Annotated in this window: 13 protein-coding genes; 8 read left to right on the top strand and 5 right to left on the bottom strand. The window is 66.8% G+C overall.

The annotated features are described in order from the left end of the window. Window positions 1–38: 38 nt before the first annotated feature. Both DU502_RS08085 and DU502_RS08080 read left to right on the top strand, forming a co-directional pair. Window positions 39–1,016: an aminopeptidase gene (locus tag DU502_RS08085; RefSeq protein WP_121918880.1), complete on the top strand. Its 978-nt coding sequence runs from the start codon at window positions 39–41 to the stop codon at window positions 1,014–1,016. Between the two features lies 1 nt (window position 1,017). Further along, window positions 1,018–1,977: a hydroxyacid dehydrogenase gene (locus DU502_RS08080; protein ID WP_121918879.1), complete on the top strand. Its 960-nt coding sequence runs from the start codon at window positions 1,018–1,020 to the stop codon at window positions 1,975–1,977. Window positions 1,978–1,984: 7 nt separating this feature from the next. On the opposite strand, the gene DU502_RS08075 is transcribed toward DU502_RS08080, so the two are convergent. Continuing rightward, the gene (locus DU502_RS08075) at window positions 1,985–2,425 is read right to left on the bottom strand and encodes a universal stress protein (protein ID WP_121918878.1); all 441 of its coding nucleotides are present in this window, start codon (window positions 2,423–2,425) and stop codon (window positions 1,985–1,987) included. Between the two features lie 83 nt (window positions 2,426–2,508). Between DU502_RS08075 and DU502_RS08070 the strand changes: the two genes are divergently transcribed. Continuing rightward, window positions 2,509–3,999, top strand: coding sequence for an aldehyde dehydrogenase (locus DU502_RS08070; protein WP_121918877.1), 1,491 nt, complete (start codon window positions 2,509–2,511; stop codon window positions 3,997–3,999). Here the strand turns inward: DU502_RS08070 and DU502_RS08065 are convergent. From DU502_RS08065 to DU502_RS08055, 3 genes are read right to left on the bottom strand one after another with little or no spacing between them, the layout of a single operon-like run. Beyond that, window positions 3,996–5,804, bottom strand: a complete 1,809-nt coding sequence (locus DU502_RS08065; protein WP_124897048.1) for a thiamine pyrophosphate-binding protein — start codon at window positions 5,802–5,804, stop codon at window positions 3,996–3,998. The two genes, DU502_RS08070 and DU502_RS08065, sit on opposite strands and share 4 nt — an antisense overlap. 45 nt (window positions 5,805–5,849) lie before the next feature. After that, a complete protein-coding gene (locus DU502_RS08060; RefSeq protein WP_121918875.1) occupies window positions 5,850–6,641 on the bottom strand; it encodes an SDR family oxidoreductase in 792 nt (263 codons plus the stop codon). 47 nt (window positions 6,642–6,688) lie between these two features. Beyond that, window positions 6,689–7,903, bottom strand: a complete 1,215-nt coding sequence (locus tag DU502_RS08055; RefSeq protein WP_121919460.1) for a 2-methylaconitate cis-trans isomerase PrpF family protein — start codon at window positions 7,901–7,903, stop codon at window positions 6,689–6,691. An 87-nt stretch (window positions 7,904–7,990) separates the two neighbouring features. On the opposite strand from DU502_RS08055, the gene DU502_RS08050 reads away from it, so the two are divergent. Both DU502_RS08050 and DU502_RS08045 read left to right on the top strand, forming a co-directional pair. After that, window positions 7,991–9,169, top strand: coding sequence for an MFS transporter (locus DU502_RS08050; protein ID WP_158601112.1), 1,179 nt, complete (start codon window positions 7,991–7,993; stop codon window positions 9,167–9,169). 59 nt (window positions 9,170–9,228) lie between these two features. Continuing rightward, on the top strand, window positions 9,229–10,215 hold the full coding sequence (locus DU502_RS08045) for an aminopeptidase (protein ID WP_121918873.1): 987 nt from the start codon (window positions 9,229–9,231) through the stop codon (window positions 10,213–10,215). Here DU502_RS08045 and DU502_RS08040 read toward each other — a convergent pair whose 3' ends face one another. Next, window positions 10,216–11,601 carry an SLC13 family permease gene (locus DU502_RS08040; protein ID WP_121918872.1) on the bottom strand — a complete coding sequence of 462 codons (1,386 nt, stop codon included), beginning with the start codon at window positions 11,599–11,601 and terminating at the stop codon, window positions 10,216–10,218. Between the two features lie 267 nt (window positions 11,602–11,868). Here DU502_RS08040 and DU502_RS08035 point away from each other — a divergent pair, with 267 nt between their 5' ends. The 3 genes from DU502_RS08035 to DU502_RS08025 all read left to right on the top strand — a co-directional run bounded on the left by DU502_RS08035 (window position 11,869) and on the right by DU502_RS08025 (window position 15,072). Next, window positions 11,869–12,879, top strand: coding sequence for a Bug family tripartite tricarboxylate transporter substrate binding protein (locus DU502_RS08035; RefSeq protein WP_241966748.1), 1,011 nt, complete (start codon window positions 11,869–11,871; stop codon window positions 12,877–12,879). A 129-nt stretch (window positions 12,880–13,008) separates the two neighbouring features. Further along, window positions 13,009–13,578, top strand: a complete 570-nt coding sequence (locus tag DU502_RS08030) for a tripartite tricarboxylate transporter TctB family protein (RefSeq protein WP_158601111.1) — start codon at window positions 13,009–13,011, stop codon at window positions 13,576–13,578. Beyond that, window positions 13,579–15,072 carry a tripartite tricarboxylate transporter permease gene (locus DU502_RS08025; protein ID WP_121918870.1) on the top strand — a complete coding sequence of 498 codons (1,494 nt, stop codon included), beginning with the start codon at window positions 13,579–13,581 and terminating at the stop codon, window positions 15,070–15,072. The last annotated feature ends 32 nt before the right edge of the window (window positions 15,073–15,104 follow it).

Genomic DNA, 15,104 nt, shown 5'->3' with positions numbered 1-15,104 from the left:
AACATAGATTTATTGACGCCGCCGGACAGGGAGAGGGTATGGATTCGATTCAGGAGATGAAAGGCGCGAGCATCGTGGTCGACACCTGTGCGGGCATCGAAGCAGGTGAGGACGTGCTCGTCGTCTCGGACTGGGAAGTCGCCGACGTAGCCGAACGCGTCGCCGCTGCCGCCAACGAGCGCGACGCGAACGTGACGATGAGCCTGATGGACCCCCGCGAGTACGACGGCAACGAGCCCGAACCCTCCGTCGCGGCCGCAATGCTCGAAGCCGACGTGATCATCACGCCCGTCCACCGCTCGATCACTCACTCCAGCGCCGCGGCCGAGGCCAAGGAGGCGGGCGCCCGGTTCATCAGCATGGTGAAGTTCACGCCGGAACAACTGAAGACCGGCGGCCTCTACGCCGACTACGAGGGGATGCGCCCCCACTGCGAGGAGATGGCCCGCAAATTCACCGAGGCCGACGAGGCCCGTGTCACGTCACCGCAAGGGACGGACGTGACCGTCGGGCTGGAGGGCCGCGACGGCAACGCCCATCCCGGCATCGCCCACGAGCCGGGCGAATTCACGGCGCTCGTCCACATCGAGGCCAACGTCTCCCCCGTCGAGGGGACCACGGAGGGAACCGTCGTCTTCGACGGCGCCATCCCCAACCTCGACATCGGCGTCCTCGAGGAGCCGGTTCGAATGGAGATGGAAGACGGCGCGGTCACGTCCGTCGAGGGCGGCCGCGAGGCCCAGCGCATCGCGGACGTGTGGGCCGAACACGACGACCCCGCCGTCTACAATATCGCCCAACTCGCCGTCGGCATGAACCCCGAGTGCCCCGAGTTCAACGGCTGGTTCTCCAACGACCACGGCCGGTACGGGAACGTCCACTTCGGCATCGGCACGAGCAGTAACCTCGGCGGCACCACCCGCGCGCCCGTCCACTTCGACGCCATGATGGCCGAACCGACGCTCGAACTCGACGGCGAGGTCGTCCTCGAAGACGGCGAGTTCACCTTCTTCTGAGATGAAGGCCCTCGTCGATCAGGACCTCCAGCCGTTCTGGGCGGTCGACGAGGCGGTGGACGACCGCCTCGATCTGACCGTCGGCGTCGAATCCGACGAAGCCGCCGTCATCGACGCACTCGACGGCAAGGAGGTACTCCTGACCACCTCCCGACTCCCGATCACGGGCGACGTACTCGCGTCGGCCACGGATCTGGAAGTCGTCGGCAAGATCGGCACCGGCATCGACAACGTCGACCTCGACGCGGCGACGGATCTGGGTGTCGGCGTCACCTACACGCCGGGGTTGAACGCCGCCGCGGTGGCGGAGTACACCCTCGGTCTCGCCATCGCCGTCTCCCGCGACGTCGTCCGCAACGACCACCTGCTGGAAGCCGGGGGGTGGCGGGACGAGACGGCCCTCAGCACGACGGTCAACGGCAAGACCGTCGGTATCGTCGGCTTCGGCGACATCGGCAGTCGCGTCGCCGCGTTCTTCTCCGGGCTCAACATGGATATCCTCGCGTACGATCCCTACGTCTTCGAGGAGGACACCGACGTAACGGGCGCGAAACTGACGACGCTCGACGATCTCCTCGCCCGGAGCGACATCGTCACCGTCAACGCCGAGTTGACCGAGGAGACGCGAGGAATGATCGACGCCGACGCGTTCGCCCGGATGCAGGAGTCGGCCATCCTGATCAACACGGCGCGGGGGCCCATCGTCTCCGAGTCGGCGCTTCGCGACGCACTGGAGGCGGGCGAGATTGCCGGCGCCGGCCTCGACGTGTTCGAGACCGAACCCCTCCCCGCCGACTCGCCGCTCCACGACTTCGACAACGTGGTCGCGACGCCCCACGTCGCCGCGACGACGACCGAGACGCGCGTCGACAGCATCCGGACGCTCGTCGACAACGTGTTCGGGATGCTCGGCGGATCGGGCGCACCGGAGCGCTACACGGCGGTGTCGGCCGACCGGTAATCGGTCCTTACTCCGCCTTCTTCGCTCGCGGCACGACGACAACCGACCGGTCGCTGTCCATCAGAATCTCCTGAGCCGTGCTCCCGAAGACGACCTTGCCGACCGGCGAGCGCTTGCGAACGCCGATGACGATGTAGCGGGCGTCGCGCTTTTTCGCCAGCGAGAGCACCTCGCCAGCGGGGTCGCCGACGGCGCCCGTCGCCGTGAAGTCGTCGAGAACCTCCTCGGCGATTTCCCTCGCGATGGTGGCCGCAATCTCACGCACTTCGTCGGGGTCGACGGCCTCGTGTGTCTCCGAGACGCTCGTGCGTTCGAGGTTCACGAACTCCTTGCGTGTCAGGACGTGGATGACCTCCAGATCGTCGTCGAACTGGTCGGCCAGTCGCTTCCCCTCTTCGAGCGTGCCGCGCCCCTTGTCGCCACGGTCGACTGCTACTAGGACGGTCATAGGCCCCTATTCGCAATCCACGGTATAACGGTTTGCCCGAAATCACCCGCATCGTTAACCCGTTCGGGGTGGAGGATGGGGGCATGGATCACACGGAGTTACTGGCTGGACGGGAGTACGGCATGATCGTCGACGGGGAACGCGTCGACGCGACCGCCGGGGAGCGCTTCGACGTGACCTACCCCTACGACGGGACGGCGTGGGCGTCGGTGCCGGAAGCGACGGCCGAGGACGTAGACGCGGCCGTCGACGCCGCGCGCCGCCGGTTCGAGAGTGACGACTGGCAGGACCGGTCCGCGACGGAGCGTGGCCAACTTCTCTTTGCCCTCGCCGACGAAATCGAGGCACACACCGAGGAACTCGCGCACCTCGAATCCCTGTCCAACGGAAAGCTCATCCGCGAGATGCGGGGGCAGGTCGAGAGCCTGCCGGACTGGTATCGCTACTACGGCGGCCTCGCCGACAAGGTGCAGGGCGACACGATGCCCATCGAGCAGGACGGCTTCTTCGGCTACACGAAGCCCGAACCGTACGGCGTGGTCGGCGCCATCACGACGTGGAACTCGCCACTCTCGCTGGCGACGTACAAAATCGCGCCAGCCATCGCCGCGGGCAACACCGTCGTCCTCAAACCCTCGGAACTCGCGCCGGTCTCCGCGATCCGACTGGCGGAACTCGCTCTCGACGCCGGCTTCCCGCCCGGCGCGCTCAACGTCGTGACGGGCTTCGCCGAGGCGGGCGCGGCGCTCGCGGGCCACGAGGATATCGACCGCGTGGCGCTCACCGGCGGGCCGACGGCGGGCAAAGCCGTCGCCAAGGCCGCCGCCGAGAACGTCGTCCCCAGCACGCTCGAACTCGGGGGCAAGAGCCCGAACATCGTCTTCCCCGACGCCGACCTCGACACCGCGGTCACGGGAGCGATCAAAGGCATCTTCGCCGCCAGCGGCCAGACCTGCATCGCCGGCTCCCGACTCTTTCTCCACGAATCCATCGCCGACGACTTCCTCGACCGCCTGATCGAGCGCACCGAAGCCATCAGCCTCGGCGACCCGCTGGACGAGGCGACGGAGATGGGCCCCATCGTCTCCGCGGAGCAGTTGGCGGGCGTCCGCGACCACGTCGACCGCGCCGTAGACGACGGCGCGACGCTCCTGACCGGCGGCGAGGAGCGCGAGGTGCCGGACGGTCCGTTCTATCCACCCACCATCCTCGGCGACGTGACGAACGACATGGCCATCGCCCGGGAGGAAGTGTTCGGACCCGTCCTCGCCGTGTTGACCTTCGAGAGCGAGGACGAGGTGATCGAGAAAGCCAACGACTCGGAGTTCGGCCTCGCCGCGGGCGTCTGGACGACCGACATCCGGCGCGGACACCGTATGGCCGACCAGTTGGAGGCGGGCGTCGTCTGGCTCAACACCTACCGCAAGTCGTCGTTCACCATGCCCTTCGGCGGGTTCAAGCAGAGCGGCATGGGCGTCGAGAAGGGTATCGAGGCCATCGACGAGTACCTGCAGACGAAGAGTGTCTGGGTCGAGACGGAGGGCGAGATTTCGGACCCCTTCCGCCTCGTTTAACGCGGCTGACAGACCACGTCGACGAGGACGGGGTCGCCGCCTTTCACCGTCTCCCACGCCTCGCGGAGCGTCGGCGCGAGGTCGTCGGGGTCCTCGACCGGCCCGTACCCCGTGACGCCCATCGACTCCGCCATCGTCGCGTAGTCGGGCGTCGGTTCGTAGAGGCCGGTGCCGACGAGCGCCTTCTCCAGACTCGCGTCGCGGCCCCGGTGTTTTGCGAGCGTCATCCGGTGGTTCGTGGAGTTGTACAGCGCGCCGTTGTTGTGGACGACGGTGAAGATGGGGAGGCCGTAGTGGCCGATGGTCCACAGGCCGCCGGGGTAGAACATCAGGTCGCCGTCCGGCTGGAGGTTGATCGGGACGCGGTCCGTCTCCCGGTACGCCAGCGCCGCGCCGATAGCCTGTCCGATGCCCTGCCCGATGCCACCGCCGCCGGAGTAACTGCCGACGTACTGGTCGAACTCGTCGATGTCCCAGAGTTTGTACGCCCAACCGCGGAAGGTACCGTTGGTCAGCACCCACTCCCCGTCCTCGATCACGTCCCAGATTTCGCCCGTCACCCGCGGGAGGGAGATGGGCGTCTCGTCCCACGCATCCTCGGCCTCGGCCTGCCACGCCGCGCGTTGCTCGTCGTGGACGCCGGCGAGTTCGTCGAGGCGGGCGTTGGCGCGACGGCGCGCGGCGTCGTCGGTTTCGAGCCGCGACTGCACCGCGTCGCGCAGTTGCGGCACCGCGAGCGACGTGTCGGCGGCCATCGACAGCGTCGTCTCGCGGAGCGCGAACTGGTCCGACACCAGCCCCGACGGGCGGGTGTTGTGCGTGCCCACGTCGATCAGGTCGAACTCGCCCTCGACGGCCTCGGTCTTGGCGTGGGTCGCGGGGTCCGTGTCCGTGAGCGTGAAGTTCGGGCTCCACACGTCGAGCGCGAGGACGGCGTCGGCCTCGCGGTAGAGCTCGGTGCCCGCCATATCGAGCGGGTGCGTGTTCGGGAAGTTGTAGCGGTGGGGCGTACCGACGCGGTGGGAGTGGAAGACCGGCGCGCCCAGCGATTCGGCCAGATCCACGAGGGCGTCGACCGCCTCGTGCGAGTCACCGACGGCATCGGCGAGGACGACGGGGAACTCCGCCTCGACGAGCAGGTCGGCCGCGCGTTCGACGGCGGCAGGGTCGGGCGCGAGTCGCGTCGGCGCCTCGAACTTCTCGAAGTCGGGGAGGGGGATCGGTTCGTCGAGTTCGGCCTCCTGAATCGCGTGGTCGAAGGCGACGTAGGTCGGCCCCTTCGTCTTCGTGTTCGCGATGTTGATGGCGTTCAGGAGGGCGTCGTCGATGCCGTCGACGGCGGCGGGCTGATCGTCCCACTTGGTGTAGCCGCGGACGAGGTTGCCCTGAATCTGGGCCGTGTGAATCCAGTCGAAGAAGGGTCGGCGCTTGGACTTCTGGACCGGGCCGGTCCCCGCGAGGGCGACGACGGGCACCCGGTCGCAGTAGGCGTTGAAGATGCCCATCGTGCCGTGGAGCGTGCCGACGACGTTGTGGAGGATGCAGACGGCGGGGTCGCCCGTCGCCTTCGCGTGGCCGTGGGCGATGGCGACCGACAAGCCCTCGTGTGGAGTTTCGATAATCGCCGGCGTCTCGTCGTTGTAGTTGACGAGCGACTCCTCGATGCCGCGGAAGGAGGAGCCGGGGTTGAAGGCGACGAACTCGAAGCCGTACCCCTTCAGGAAGTCGGCGATGTAGTCGGAGCCGTACGCCTGATCGCTCACGTCGACCGGGCGACGCTCCCGTGGTGGCGGGCTGCTAGTCATGAACACCCCGCCAAACGCGAACGGCCTACTTAGTCGTGATGGAGGTCAGAGGTTCGACCGCGACACGCCGCCCTCGACGGGGATGGCCGAGCCGTTGATGTAGCTCGCCCGCTCCGAACAGAGGAAGGCGACCACGTCACCGAGTTCGTGTGGCTGGCCCAGCCGGCCGAGCGGGCTGTCGGCGGCGCGGTCCGCGAGCACGTCGTCGTAGCTGTCGTACTCGCCGCGTTCGACCGCCGCCTCGCCGAGGTTGCGGATGCGCGCCGTCTCGATGCTCCGCGGAAGGACGGTGTTCGCCCGCACTTCGGGCGCGAGTTCCCGCGAGAGTGTCTTCTCCAGACCCACGACGGCCATCCGCACCGACGCGGAGAGGACGAGCGTGCTCGACGGTTCCTTGACGCTCATCGAGGTGATGTTGACGACGCTCCCGCCGCCGTCGGCGCGGAGGTGGTCGGCGCCGGCCCGCACCGCGCGCACGACGCTCATGACGAGCATGTCGAAGGCGTCGTACCAGTCCTCGTCGGTCGTCTCCAGCGTGGCCTTGCTCGGCGGCCCGCCGGCGCTGGTGACGAGGTGGTCGAGGCGGCCGAACTCGTCGACACACCGCTCCACCAGCGCCTCCACGTCGGCGGCGACGCCGATGTCGCCCTGCTGACCGACGACCTCGCCCGTCGCCGTCTCGCGCAGATCCGCCACCGCGTCGGCGAGGCGCTCCTCGTCCCGGCCGTTGATCACGACGTTCACGCCCTCCTCGGCCAGCGACCGCGCCGCCGCCTTTCCGAGTCCGCTGCTCGATGCCGTCACGACTGCCGCGTTACCCGCGAGTCCGAGATCCATACCCGCCTCCTCGCCCGACGGGAGTATAAGTGAACCGCCGGGGTGGATCAGTCGTCGGCACCAGTGTCCACGGTCGCGTCGGCGTCATCGGACGCCAGCGACGCCAGGTCCCCGACGTACCGGTACTGCACTTCACCGACGAACAGGGGACGGGCAGTCCGGCCGACGGTGACGGCGTCGATGTGCGGGTCCGCCCCACCCGCCAACTCGACGTCGATTTCGATGACACCTTTCGGATGCCCGATCCGAACCGCGCCCTCGCCGGGCCGAACCACTTCGCGCGGGACGGTGTCCGGGAGGCGTGCCGCGGCGGCGAGACACATCGCTCCCGTGACGGCGTAGGCGTGGTGAGGCGTACCCGAGGTGACGATTCGGGCCGTCACGTCGATGTCGGCGGCGTCGACGTGGGTGTCGACCGAGGTGGGGAACGACTGGGGTTCGGAAACGAGGGCAATCTGCGGGACGGCCGGCGACTCGGTGCGCGACTTCGCCGCGTCGTCGACGAGACCGATGCGTTCGCAGGCGACGCCCCGGATTCGTTCGATTCGGTCGAGCAATCCCGGTCGCTCCGACAGGTCGTCGGGGAGTTCCGTCCCATCGAGATCGAGGTCGGCGGCCCGCAGGAAGACACAGGGGTTGCCAACGTCCGCGACGGTCACCGTCACGTCGAGGTCGTCGCGCGTGATGCGTTCGACGGCCGTACCGGTCGGGAAGAGCGCGCCCGTGACGCCGCCGGCGGGGTCGCGGTAGCGGCAGGGGATGCGCGGCCCCGTTCCCGGCACGCCGTCGATGGCGTAGTCGCCGTACACGTCGAGCGCCCCGTCCGCGACGGGGACGGGCTGGTCGATCAGGGTGCCCGTGTTGGTGTTCAGGAGGGTGAGATCGACCGTGTCGGCGTCGGCGGGCACGTCGACGAGACCCTGATGGACCGCGAAGGCCCCGACGGCACTCGTGAGATTGCCGCAGTTGCCGCCCCAGTCCACGACGGGGTCGGTGACGGCGACCTGGCCGAACGTGTACTCGACATCCACCTCGGGTCGGTCGGAAGCGCCGACGATCATCAGTTTGCTCGTGTGGGATTTCGATCCGCCGATGCCGTCGACCTGGAGCGGATCTGGCGAGCCGAACAGTTCGAGGACGAGTTCGTCGCGGAGGGGGCCGGGGTCGGGGAGGACGCCCTCGCGGACGAACAGACCCTTGCTGGTGCCGCCGCGGAAGAGGACGCCCGGGACGGCGCCCTGACCGGGGTTCGAGGAAGACATGGATCGGTAGAGGAGCATGAGGCCGATATACGTTCCCCTCTTGCCGACACCTGCACGCTCAAATAGGGGACGGCCCTCCGTGCCATCGTGTCCCACGAACGCTCGGTGTGGGCGGGGACGGACGGCCGGGTTCTGATCGCGGTGTCGGCCGGGTGGCTGGCGGTTCGCCTCGGCCGCGAGGCCATTCCGCCCCTCGTCCCCACCATCATCGACGAGGTCCAGATCTCACCGGAGAGCGCCGGGTTCGGCCTCACGGTCATGTGGTTCGTCTACGCCACCTGCCAGTACCCCGGCGGGCGGTTCTCCGACGCGCTCTCGCGGAAAACGGTGTTGACAGCGAGTCTCGGGACGCTCGTCGTCGGCTTCCTCGTCCTCGGCGTCGTCTCGACGTACGCCGGCCTGCTGGCGGGGTTCGTCCTCGTCGGCCTCGGCGGCGGCCTCTACTTCGTCCCCTCGCGCGCGTTGCTCACCGACACCTTCGGTGACCGACGCGGGCAGGTGTTCGGCATCCAGTCCGCCTCGGGATCGGTGGGCGCGATGGCGGCCGCGGGCGTCGCCGTCGCCGCCATCTCCGTCGGCGTCTGGCAACTCTCCTTTCTGCCCGTGGTCGTCGTCCTCGTCGGTGTCCTCGGTGGCTTGCTCTACTGGTACGACGGGCCGTTCGTGATCGGGCGCGCGAGCCTCGGTCTCGGCGGCACCGGCCGGCGCATCCTCGCCGTGCCGCGGGCGCGCTCCCTCCTCGCCGCCTACATCTGCGTCTCGTTCGTCTGGCAGGGGTTTCTGGGCTTTCTCCCCACCTTCCTGCAGGCCGAGAAGGGGTTCGATCCGGCGTTCGCGGGCGCCGCGTTCGCCTCGGTGTTCCTCGTCGCCGTCGTCGTCGGTCCGGTGGCTGGCCGCCTCGGCGACACCGTCTCGCGGGTGTTCGTCGGCCTCGGCGGCGTCGGTCTCGCAATCGCCGGCCTCCTCGTTCTCGTCACCGCGGGATCGACGCTCGTCGCCGTCCTCGGCGTCGTGGTGGTGGCGGTCGGCCTGCGCTCCTACCCACCGGTGATGCAGGCTCATCTGATCGGGCTGTTTCCGGACGACAGCATGGCGGGGGATCTGGGTGCGATGAAGATGATCTGGACGGGGGTCGGGAGTTTCGCGCCGACGTACGTCGGCGTCGTCGCCGCGCGGTCGAGTTACGGGCTAGCTTTCACGGGCTTCGTCGCCTGTCTGGCCGTCAGCCTCGTCGTCCTCGCGGTCCTCCACCTGACGGGAGAATGAGATCGAGTGCCACGGTAACGCGTAGCTTTATACGTAGCGTCGGGATAGGATAGGTCGCCATGCCAGAGGAGATGCTAGATCTGGAGATGATCGACGCGTCGTCGTCGGTCGTCGAGGACTGTCTCGGAGTCACCGCCGACGAGGAGGTTCTCGTCGTCACCGACGCACGGAAGGTGGGCGTCGGTCGAAGTATCGCGACGGCGGCCAACGCCGTCGGCGCGACGACGACGATATCCGTGATGCCCTTGCTGGAGAGCCACGGGAACGAACCGCCGGCTGTCGTGGCGGACGCGATGGCCGCCGCCGACGTGTGTTTCACCTGTACCACTCACGCCATCACGCACACGCGCTCTCGCCTGCGCGCGGCGGAGGCCGGCACGCGCTTCGGCATCCTGCGCGGCGTCACGGAGGACATGATGGTCGAGGGGGCGATGACCGTCGACTTCGAGGAACTGCGGCGGGTAACCGAAGCTCTGCGCGACGTACACGACGCCGCCTCGGAGGTGCGGGTGACGAGCAAGCAGGGAACGGACATCGAGTTCAGCGTCGAGGGCTGTTCGGCGTTCTCGCTCGACGGCTACTACCACGAGGCGGAAGGGTTCGCGACGCTCCCGCCGGGCGAGTCGCCGACCCACCCGAAAGAGGACACCGCCAACGGCACCATCGTCGTCGACGTGTCGATGGACAACCTCGGCCAACTCACCGAACCGGTGACACTGGAGATCGAGGACGGCTTCGTCGCCGACGTGGACGGCGGGAGTCAGGCGGACGACCTGCGCGACCTGATCGAGCGGAGCGACGAGAACGCCGGCAACCTCGCGGAGTTCGCGATGGGGACGAACCCGAAGGCGAAACTCATCGGCAACCTCGCGGAGGACAAGAAGAAGGAGGGGACCGTCCACTTCGCCATCGGCGACAACGAGAGCCTCGGCGGGACGCGCAAGAGCGACATCCACCTCGACGGCGTGTTGCGGACGCCGACGGTGGAACTCGACGGGGAGACGGTGATCCGGGACGGCGATCTGTTGACGGAGAAGTTCCTGTAGCTACGCGACCAGCGGCCAGTAGAGCGTCCAGCAGAGGACGACCGCGACGGCGGCGTAGACGGTCGTGATCAGGCCCGTCGCCATCACGTCGACGGCCGTCATCGAGCCCTTGTCGTAGGTGAGGAGAACAGTGGTGGTGTTGAAGGGGAAGACGGTCGAGGAGCCGACGATCATCACGAGCGACAGCGAGAGGTAGAGCGGGTCGACGCCGAACGCGTCGGCGAAGCGGAGCATCACGGGAAAGAGGACGAGGAGCGCGGCGGACGCGGTAGAGAAGAAGAGGCGGACGACGAACGCCAGCGCGAGCAAGAGCGCGACCGTACCCCAGATGGGAACGGCGGTAAAAGGCAGGAGCGCTTCGGCGTTGCCGACGACCCACGAGAGCACGCCCGCCGACTCCAGCACTTCGAGCAGGGAGAACATGGTCCCGAAGACGAAGATGATGCCCCAGCTAACCGTGCGCATGTCCTCGGCGGCGACGATGCCGATACCGGGGAGCGCGAGGAAGAACACGGCCGCGGTCGGGGGAAGGATAGTGGGGATGCCGAGGAAGGAGCCGACGACCCACAACACGATGACCGTGACCATCACGCCGACGACGATGCGCTGGTCGCGGTCGAACGACTCGGCGGTGGGCGCCTCGTCGGGTCGTGATGCCGACGTCCCGCCGCCGACGGGGTGGACGAGCAGGATGGTCGCCGTCGCGAGGAGGAAGATGAAGGCCGTGGGCGGGAGCATCAACACGGCCCAGTCGAGCCACGAGATGTACGTGACCGACGTGCGAACGAACTCGGACGAGAGGATGGCCATGCCGCCGCCGGTCATGAGGCCCATGGAGGCGACGGGGTTGACGTGGCCGAGGATGAGGTGCGCGTCGAACCGGAAGTTCTCCGTTCCCGGCCACAGGTCGTCGAGTTCCTCGACGATGGGAAGGAAGGCGACGGCACGGGCGAGCGCGGAGGGCATCATAAAGGAGAGTGCGAGGAGGCTGAGCGCGGTGAGACGAATGGTCTCGCGGGGCGAATCGGCGACGAGGAGGCGGCGCGCGAGCAGTTCGTCGAGATCGACCTTCGAGATAGTGTTGCCGAGGAGGAGCAGGAGAATGAGGAAGAAAATGAGCCGGGAGGAGAAGCCGGCGGCGGCGGTGGCGAAGGAGTCGGCGAGTCCCAGTACGTAGAGCAGGGAGACGGTCGTCAGACTCGACACGGCGAAGGGGACGGGCTTGGTCAGCCACATCACGAGCGCGAAAAAGAAGAGGCCGAGCACGCGCTGCCCCGTTGGATTCAGGCCGGCGATGGGGAGCCCGACGACGCTACCGTAGAGACAGCCGAAGCCGACGACCGTGCCGACGACCGGCACGACGCCGAGGTCCCGCGGGTCGATCATGCGGAGTCGCCTCCATGGAGTCGGGAGCGTCGTATAAAGCTACTGATGGATCGGTCGATCCGGCGACAGTTGCTCCCGACGCGTGTCTTCTCTTGGAGTCGAAAAATCGCTATCCAGACCGCTACTTCGACGGAGACATGTCCGATATATGATGAAAATAATTATATATATGAGGAAGACATTGATTCGGTGTGGTAATCCATGGCGAAAGATAGCATTACGCGTAGGGATCTCCTGCGCTACACGGGAGCGGCATCCGGTATTTCGATGGCAGGACTGGCCGGTTGTATGGGCGGCGGTGGTGGCGGTGGCGGTGGCGGTGGTGGCGGTGGCGGTGGCAACGGTGGGGGTGGCGGCGACAGCGAATACCCCAACCAGCGCATCGAGTACATCGTCCCCTTCAGCGAGGGCGGCGGGACCGACACCTACGCTCGGCAGATCATGCCGCAGGTATCGGAGATTCTCGGCGTCCCCATCCAGATCAACAACGTCCCGGGGTCCGCGTCCCTCCGTGGGGCGGGGCAGATGGTACGGGCCGAGCCGGACGGCTACACGTTCGGCGGGTTCAACCCGCCGTCGACGCCCGTCTCCTACATGCTGAACCCCGCGGACGACTGGGAACTCACGTCCCTCCGCGGCGTCTGTGGCTACGCCCGAACCCCGTACGTCGTGTACGGCAACCCCAGTCAGGGGTTCGACGGACTCTCGGGACTCATCGAGGCGTACAACAACGGCGACGTCACGAACATGGGCGGTCAGCAGCGTGGGGGCATCGTCCACGTCATCGCCCAGATCATGAAGAACAACGACGAGTACGGCGTCGGCTGGCAGAACTACGTCGGCTACGACGGCGGCGGCCCGCTCGTGCAGGCGGTCGCGTCCGGTGAGGTGCCCGCGGGGATCACGACCGACGCGTCCGGCCTGAGCGCCGCAGAAGACGACCGCGTCGACGTGCTCGCGGTCCTCTCCAGTCAGGGGAGTAACGTCTTCCCCGACGTGCCGAGCGTCACGGATCAGGGGTACCCCAACATCGACTACGTGGGACAGCTCACCCGGTGTATGTGGATGCCGGGCGAGACGCCGGACGAGCGGGTCCAGACGATGGCGAGCGCTGTCGAGGAAGCGCTTCAGACCGACGCGGTCCAGTCGTGGTCCGAGGAGACGGGGAACATCATCCAGTACAACCCGCCGGAATTCGCGGACCAGGTGCTCCAGCAGTCCTTCGAAGAGATTCCGAACAACGTCGACCTCGAAGCGATGCGGTCCTCGACGAGCTAGTCGCTCACCCGACAGCATCGTTTCTCGCCTACGACTACCCGACCACCGTACGGTGACGAACAACCGGGACGAGATGGTCCCCACCGAACATAAACTACATAATAGACCAAAAGCATGGTACGAGAGGACATGGTTCAAGAGAAATTCGAGAATCTAACCAGCGAACACGCCCTGCTGGTGTTCCTGGTCGTTGTCTCCGGGTTCATGGTGGCGCGGTCGTTTCAGTGGAGCCGGACGACAGCTATCTTCCCCCAGTTCGTCGGCTCAGCGACGTTGATCGGGGCTCTACTGTTGTTGGCACGGGACTACCTCCCCGAACCGCTCCACACCGTCGTAACGGGGTCGACATCGATTACCGGCGGCGGACAGAGCGACGAGATGCGTGCCGAGAAGGAAGCGGAGGCCGGGGAGCATCGGGAGAGCAACGTTCCCGACCGGCCGGTACCGCCGGCGCTGTTTACTGGTATCCTCGTGACGCTGTATATCGGGCTGAGCTTCCTGTTCTCGATGTTCATCGTGACGCCGCTGTTCGTGGTCGCGTATCTCGTCTGGTTCGAGCGACCGTGGTACATGATCGTCTTCCTGACCGCGCTCTCGATCGTGTTGGCCTACGCGTTCGCACAGATCCTCATCGTCCCCGTCGACCGAGGCGTCTTCGTGGGCGACCTCCTCTACATCAGCCTGCCGGGGGTTCCGTAGATGGCGGCCACCGGCGCACTCGTCGAGGCCGTCGGCATCGCGTTTAGCTGGCCGACGGTTGGGCTGATGCTTCTCGGCCTCCTCCTCGGCATCTTCTTCGGCTCGTTGCCGGGCATCGGCTCCTCGCTGGGGATGGCGATCATCCTCCCGCTGACGCTCCCGTTGGAGGGGATCAGCGCCATCATCCTCCTCGTGAGCATCTACAGCGGCGCGATGTACGGTGGGAGCATCGCAGCCATCCTCATCAACGTCCCCGGTACTGCGGCGGCGGCGGCGACGACGTTCGACGGCTACCCGATGTCGAAACAGGGGATGGCGAAAAACGCGCTGGCGATGTCGGCGGTGGCCTCCTCCATCGGCGGTCTCTTCACCATCATCGCGCTCTTTCTCATCTCGCCCGTCCTCGTCGAGATCGTCCTCCTTTTCGGCTCGCCGGAGTACTTCCTCGTGGCCTTGCTCGGCCTGTCGATGATCACCATCGTCTCGCAGGGCTCGATGGTGAAAGGCCTCGTCGCCGGGATGTTCGGCCTCCTGTTGACGACCATCGGCATCGCACCCATCGAACCCACCCTGCGCTACACGTTCGGCTGGTTCGCCATCCGGAACGGCCTGTCCTACGTCGCGGCGCTGATCGGCCTCTTCGCCATCACGGAGATGTTGATTCTCGCTCGCGACCAGACGAAAATCGCGGACGCCGACATCTCGATCAGCGGCAGCCTCCGGCAGGGGATCAAAGAGACCTTCAACCACCCGATCACCGTCATCAAATCCTCCTTTATCGGTATGGCCATCGGCGCGATTCCGGGGTCGGGCGCCTCGGTGTCCAACTTCCTCGCGTACGGGGAGGCGATGCGCGTCTCGAAGAACTCCGAGGAGTTCGGCAAGGGGCGCCCGGAAGGCGTCATCGCCTCCGAGGCGTCGAACAACGGCACCGTCGGTGGCTCGCTCATCCCGACGCTCTCCTTTGGCATCCCCGGCAGTGGCTCCACGGCCGTCCTGCTCGGCGGCCTCATCATGCACGGTCTCATTCCCGGCCCCGACCTCTTCACGTCACAGCTTCCCCAGACCTACAGCATGTTCGTCGCCCTGCTGGTCGGCAACATCGTCATCCTCGTCCTCGGGTTGACGGTCATCACGAAGCTCAGCTACGTGACACAGATCGACACCAACTACATCATCCCGATCATCCTCGTGCTGGCGACGCTCGGGGCGCTGGCGCTTCGGAACAACTGGGTCGACGTCATGACGATTCTGGCGCTCGGCTTCATCGGCTACTACATGCGCCAGTACAACTACTCGATGGTGGCGTTCGTCCTCGGCATCGTCCTCGGTCCCATCGCGGAGCAGAACCTGCTCCGCTCGCTCCAGCTGTCGGGCGGATCGCTGATGATCTTCGTCAACGAACCGCTCCCGCTCATGCTGGTCGTCGCCATCGTCGTCATCCTCGTCGGGCCGTTCGTCGGCCCGCGGATCCGCCGGGCGGTCAGTAGCTAGCCCGCCGGAACTCGTTTCTTTTCGTCACTGCG

Origin of the sequence: Haloplanus aerogenes (assembly GCF_003856835.1) — an archaeon.
GTDB classification, from domain to species: Archaea; Halobacteriota; Halobacteria; order Halobacteriales; family Haloferacaceae; genus Haloplanus; species Haloplanus aerogenes.
The sequence above is the reverse complement of the archived record's forward strand: the minus strand, read 5'-3'. Positions and strand labels throughout refer to the sequence as shown.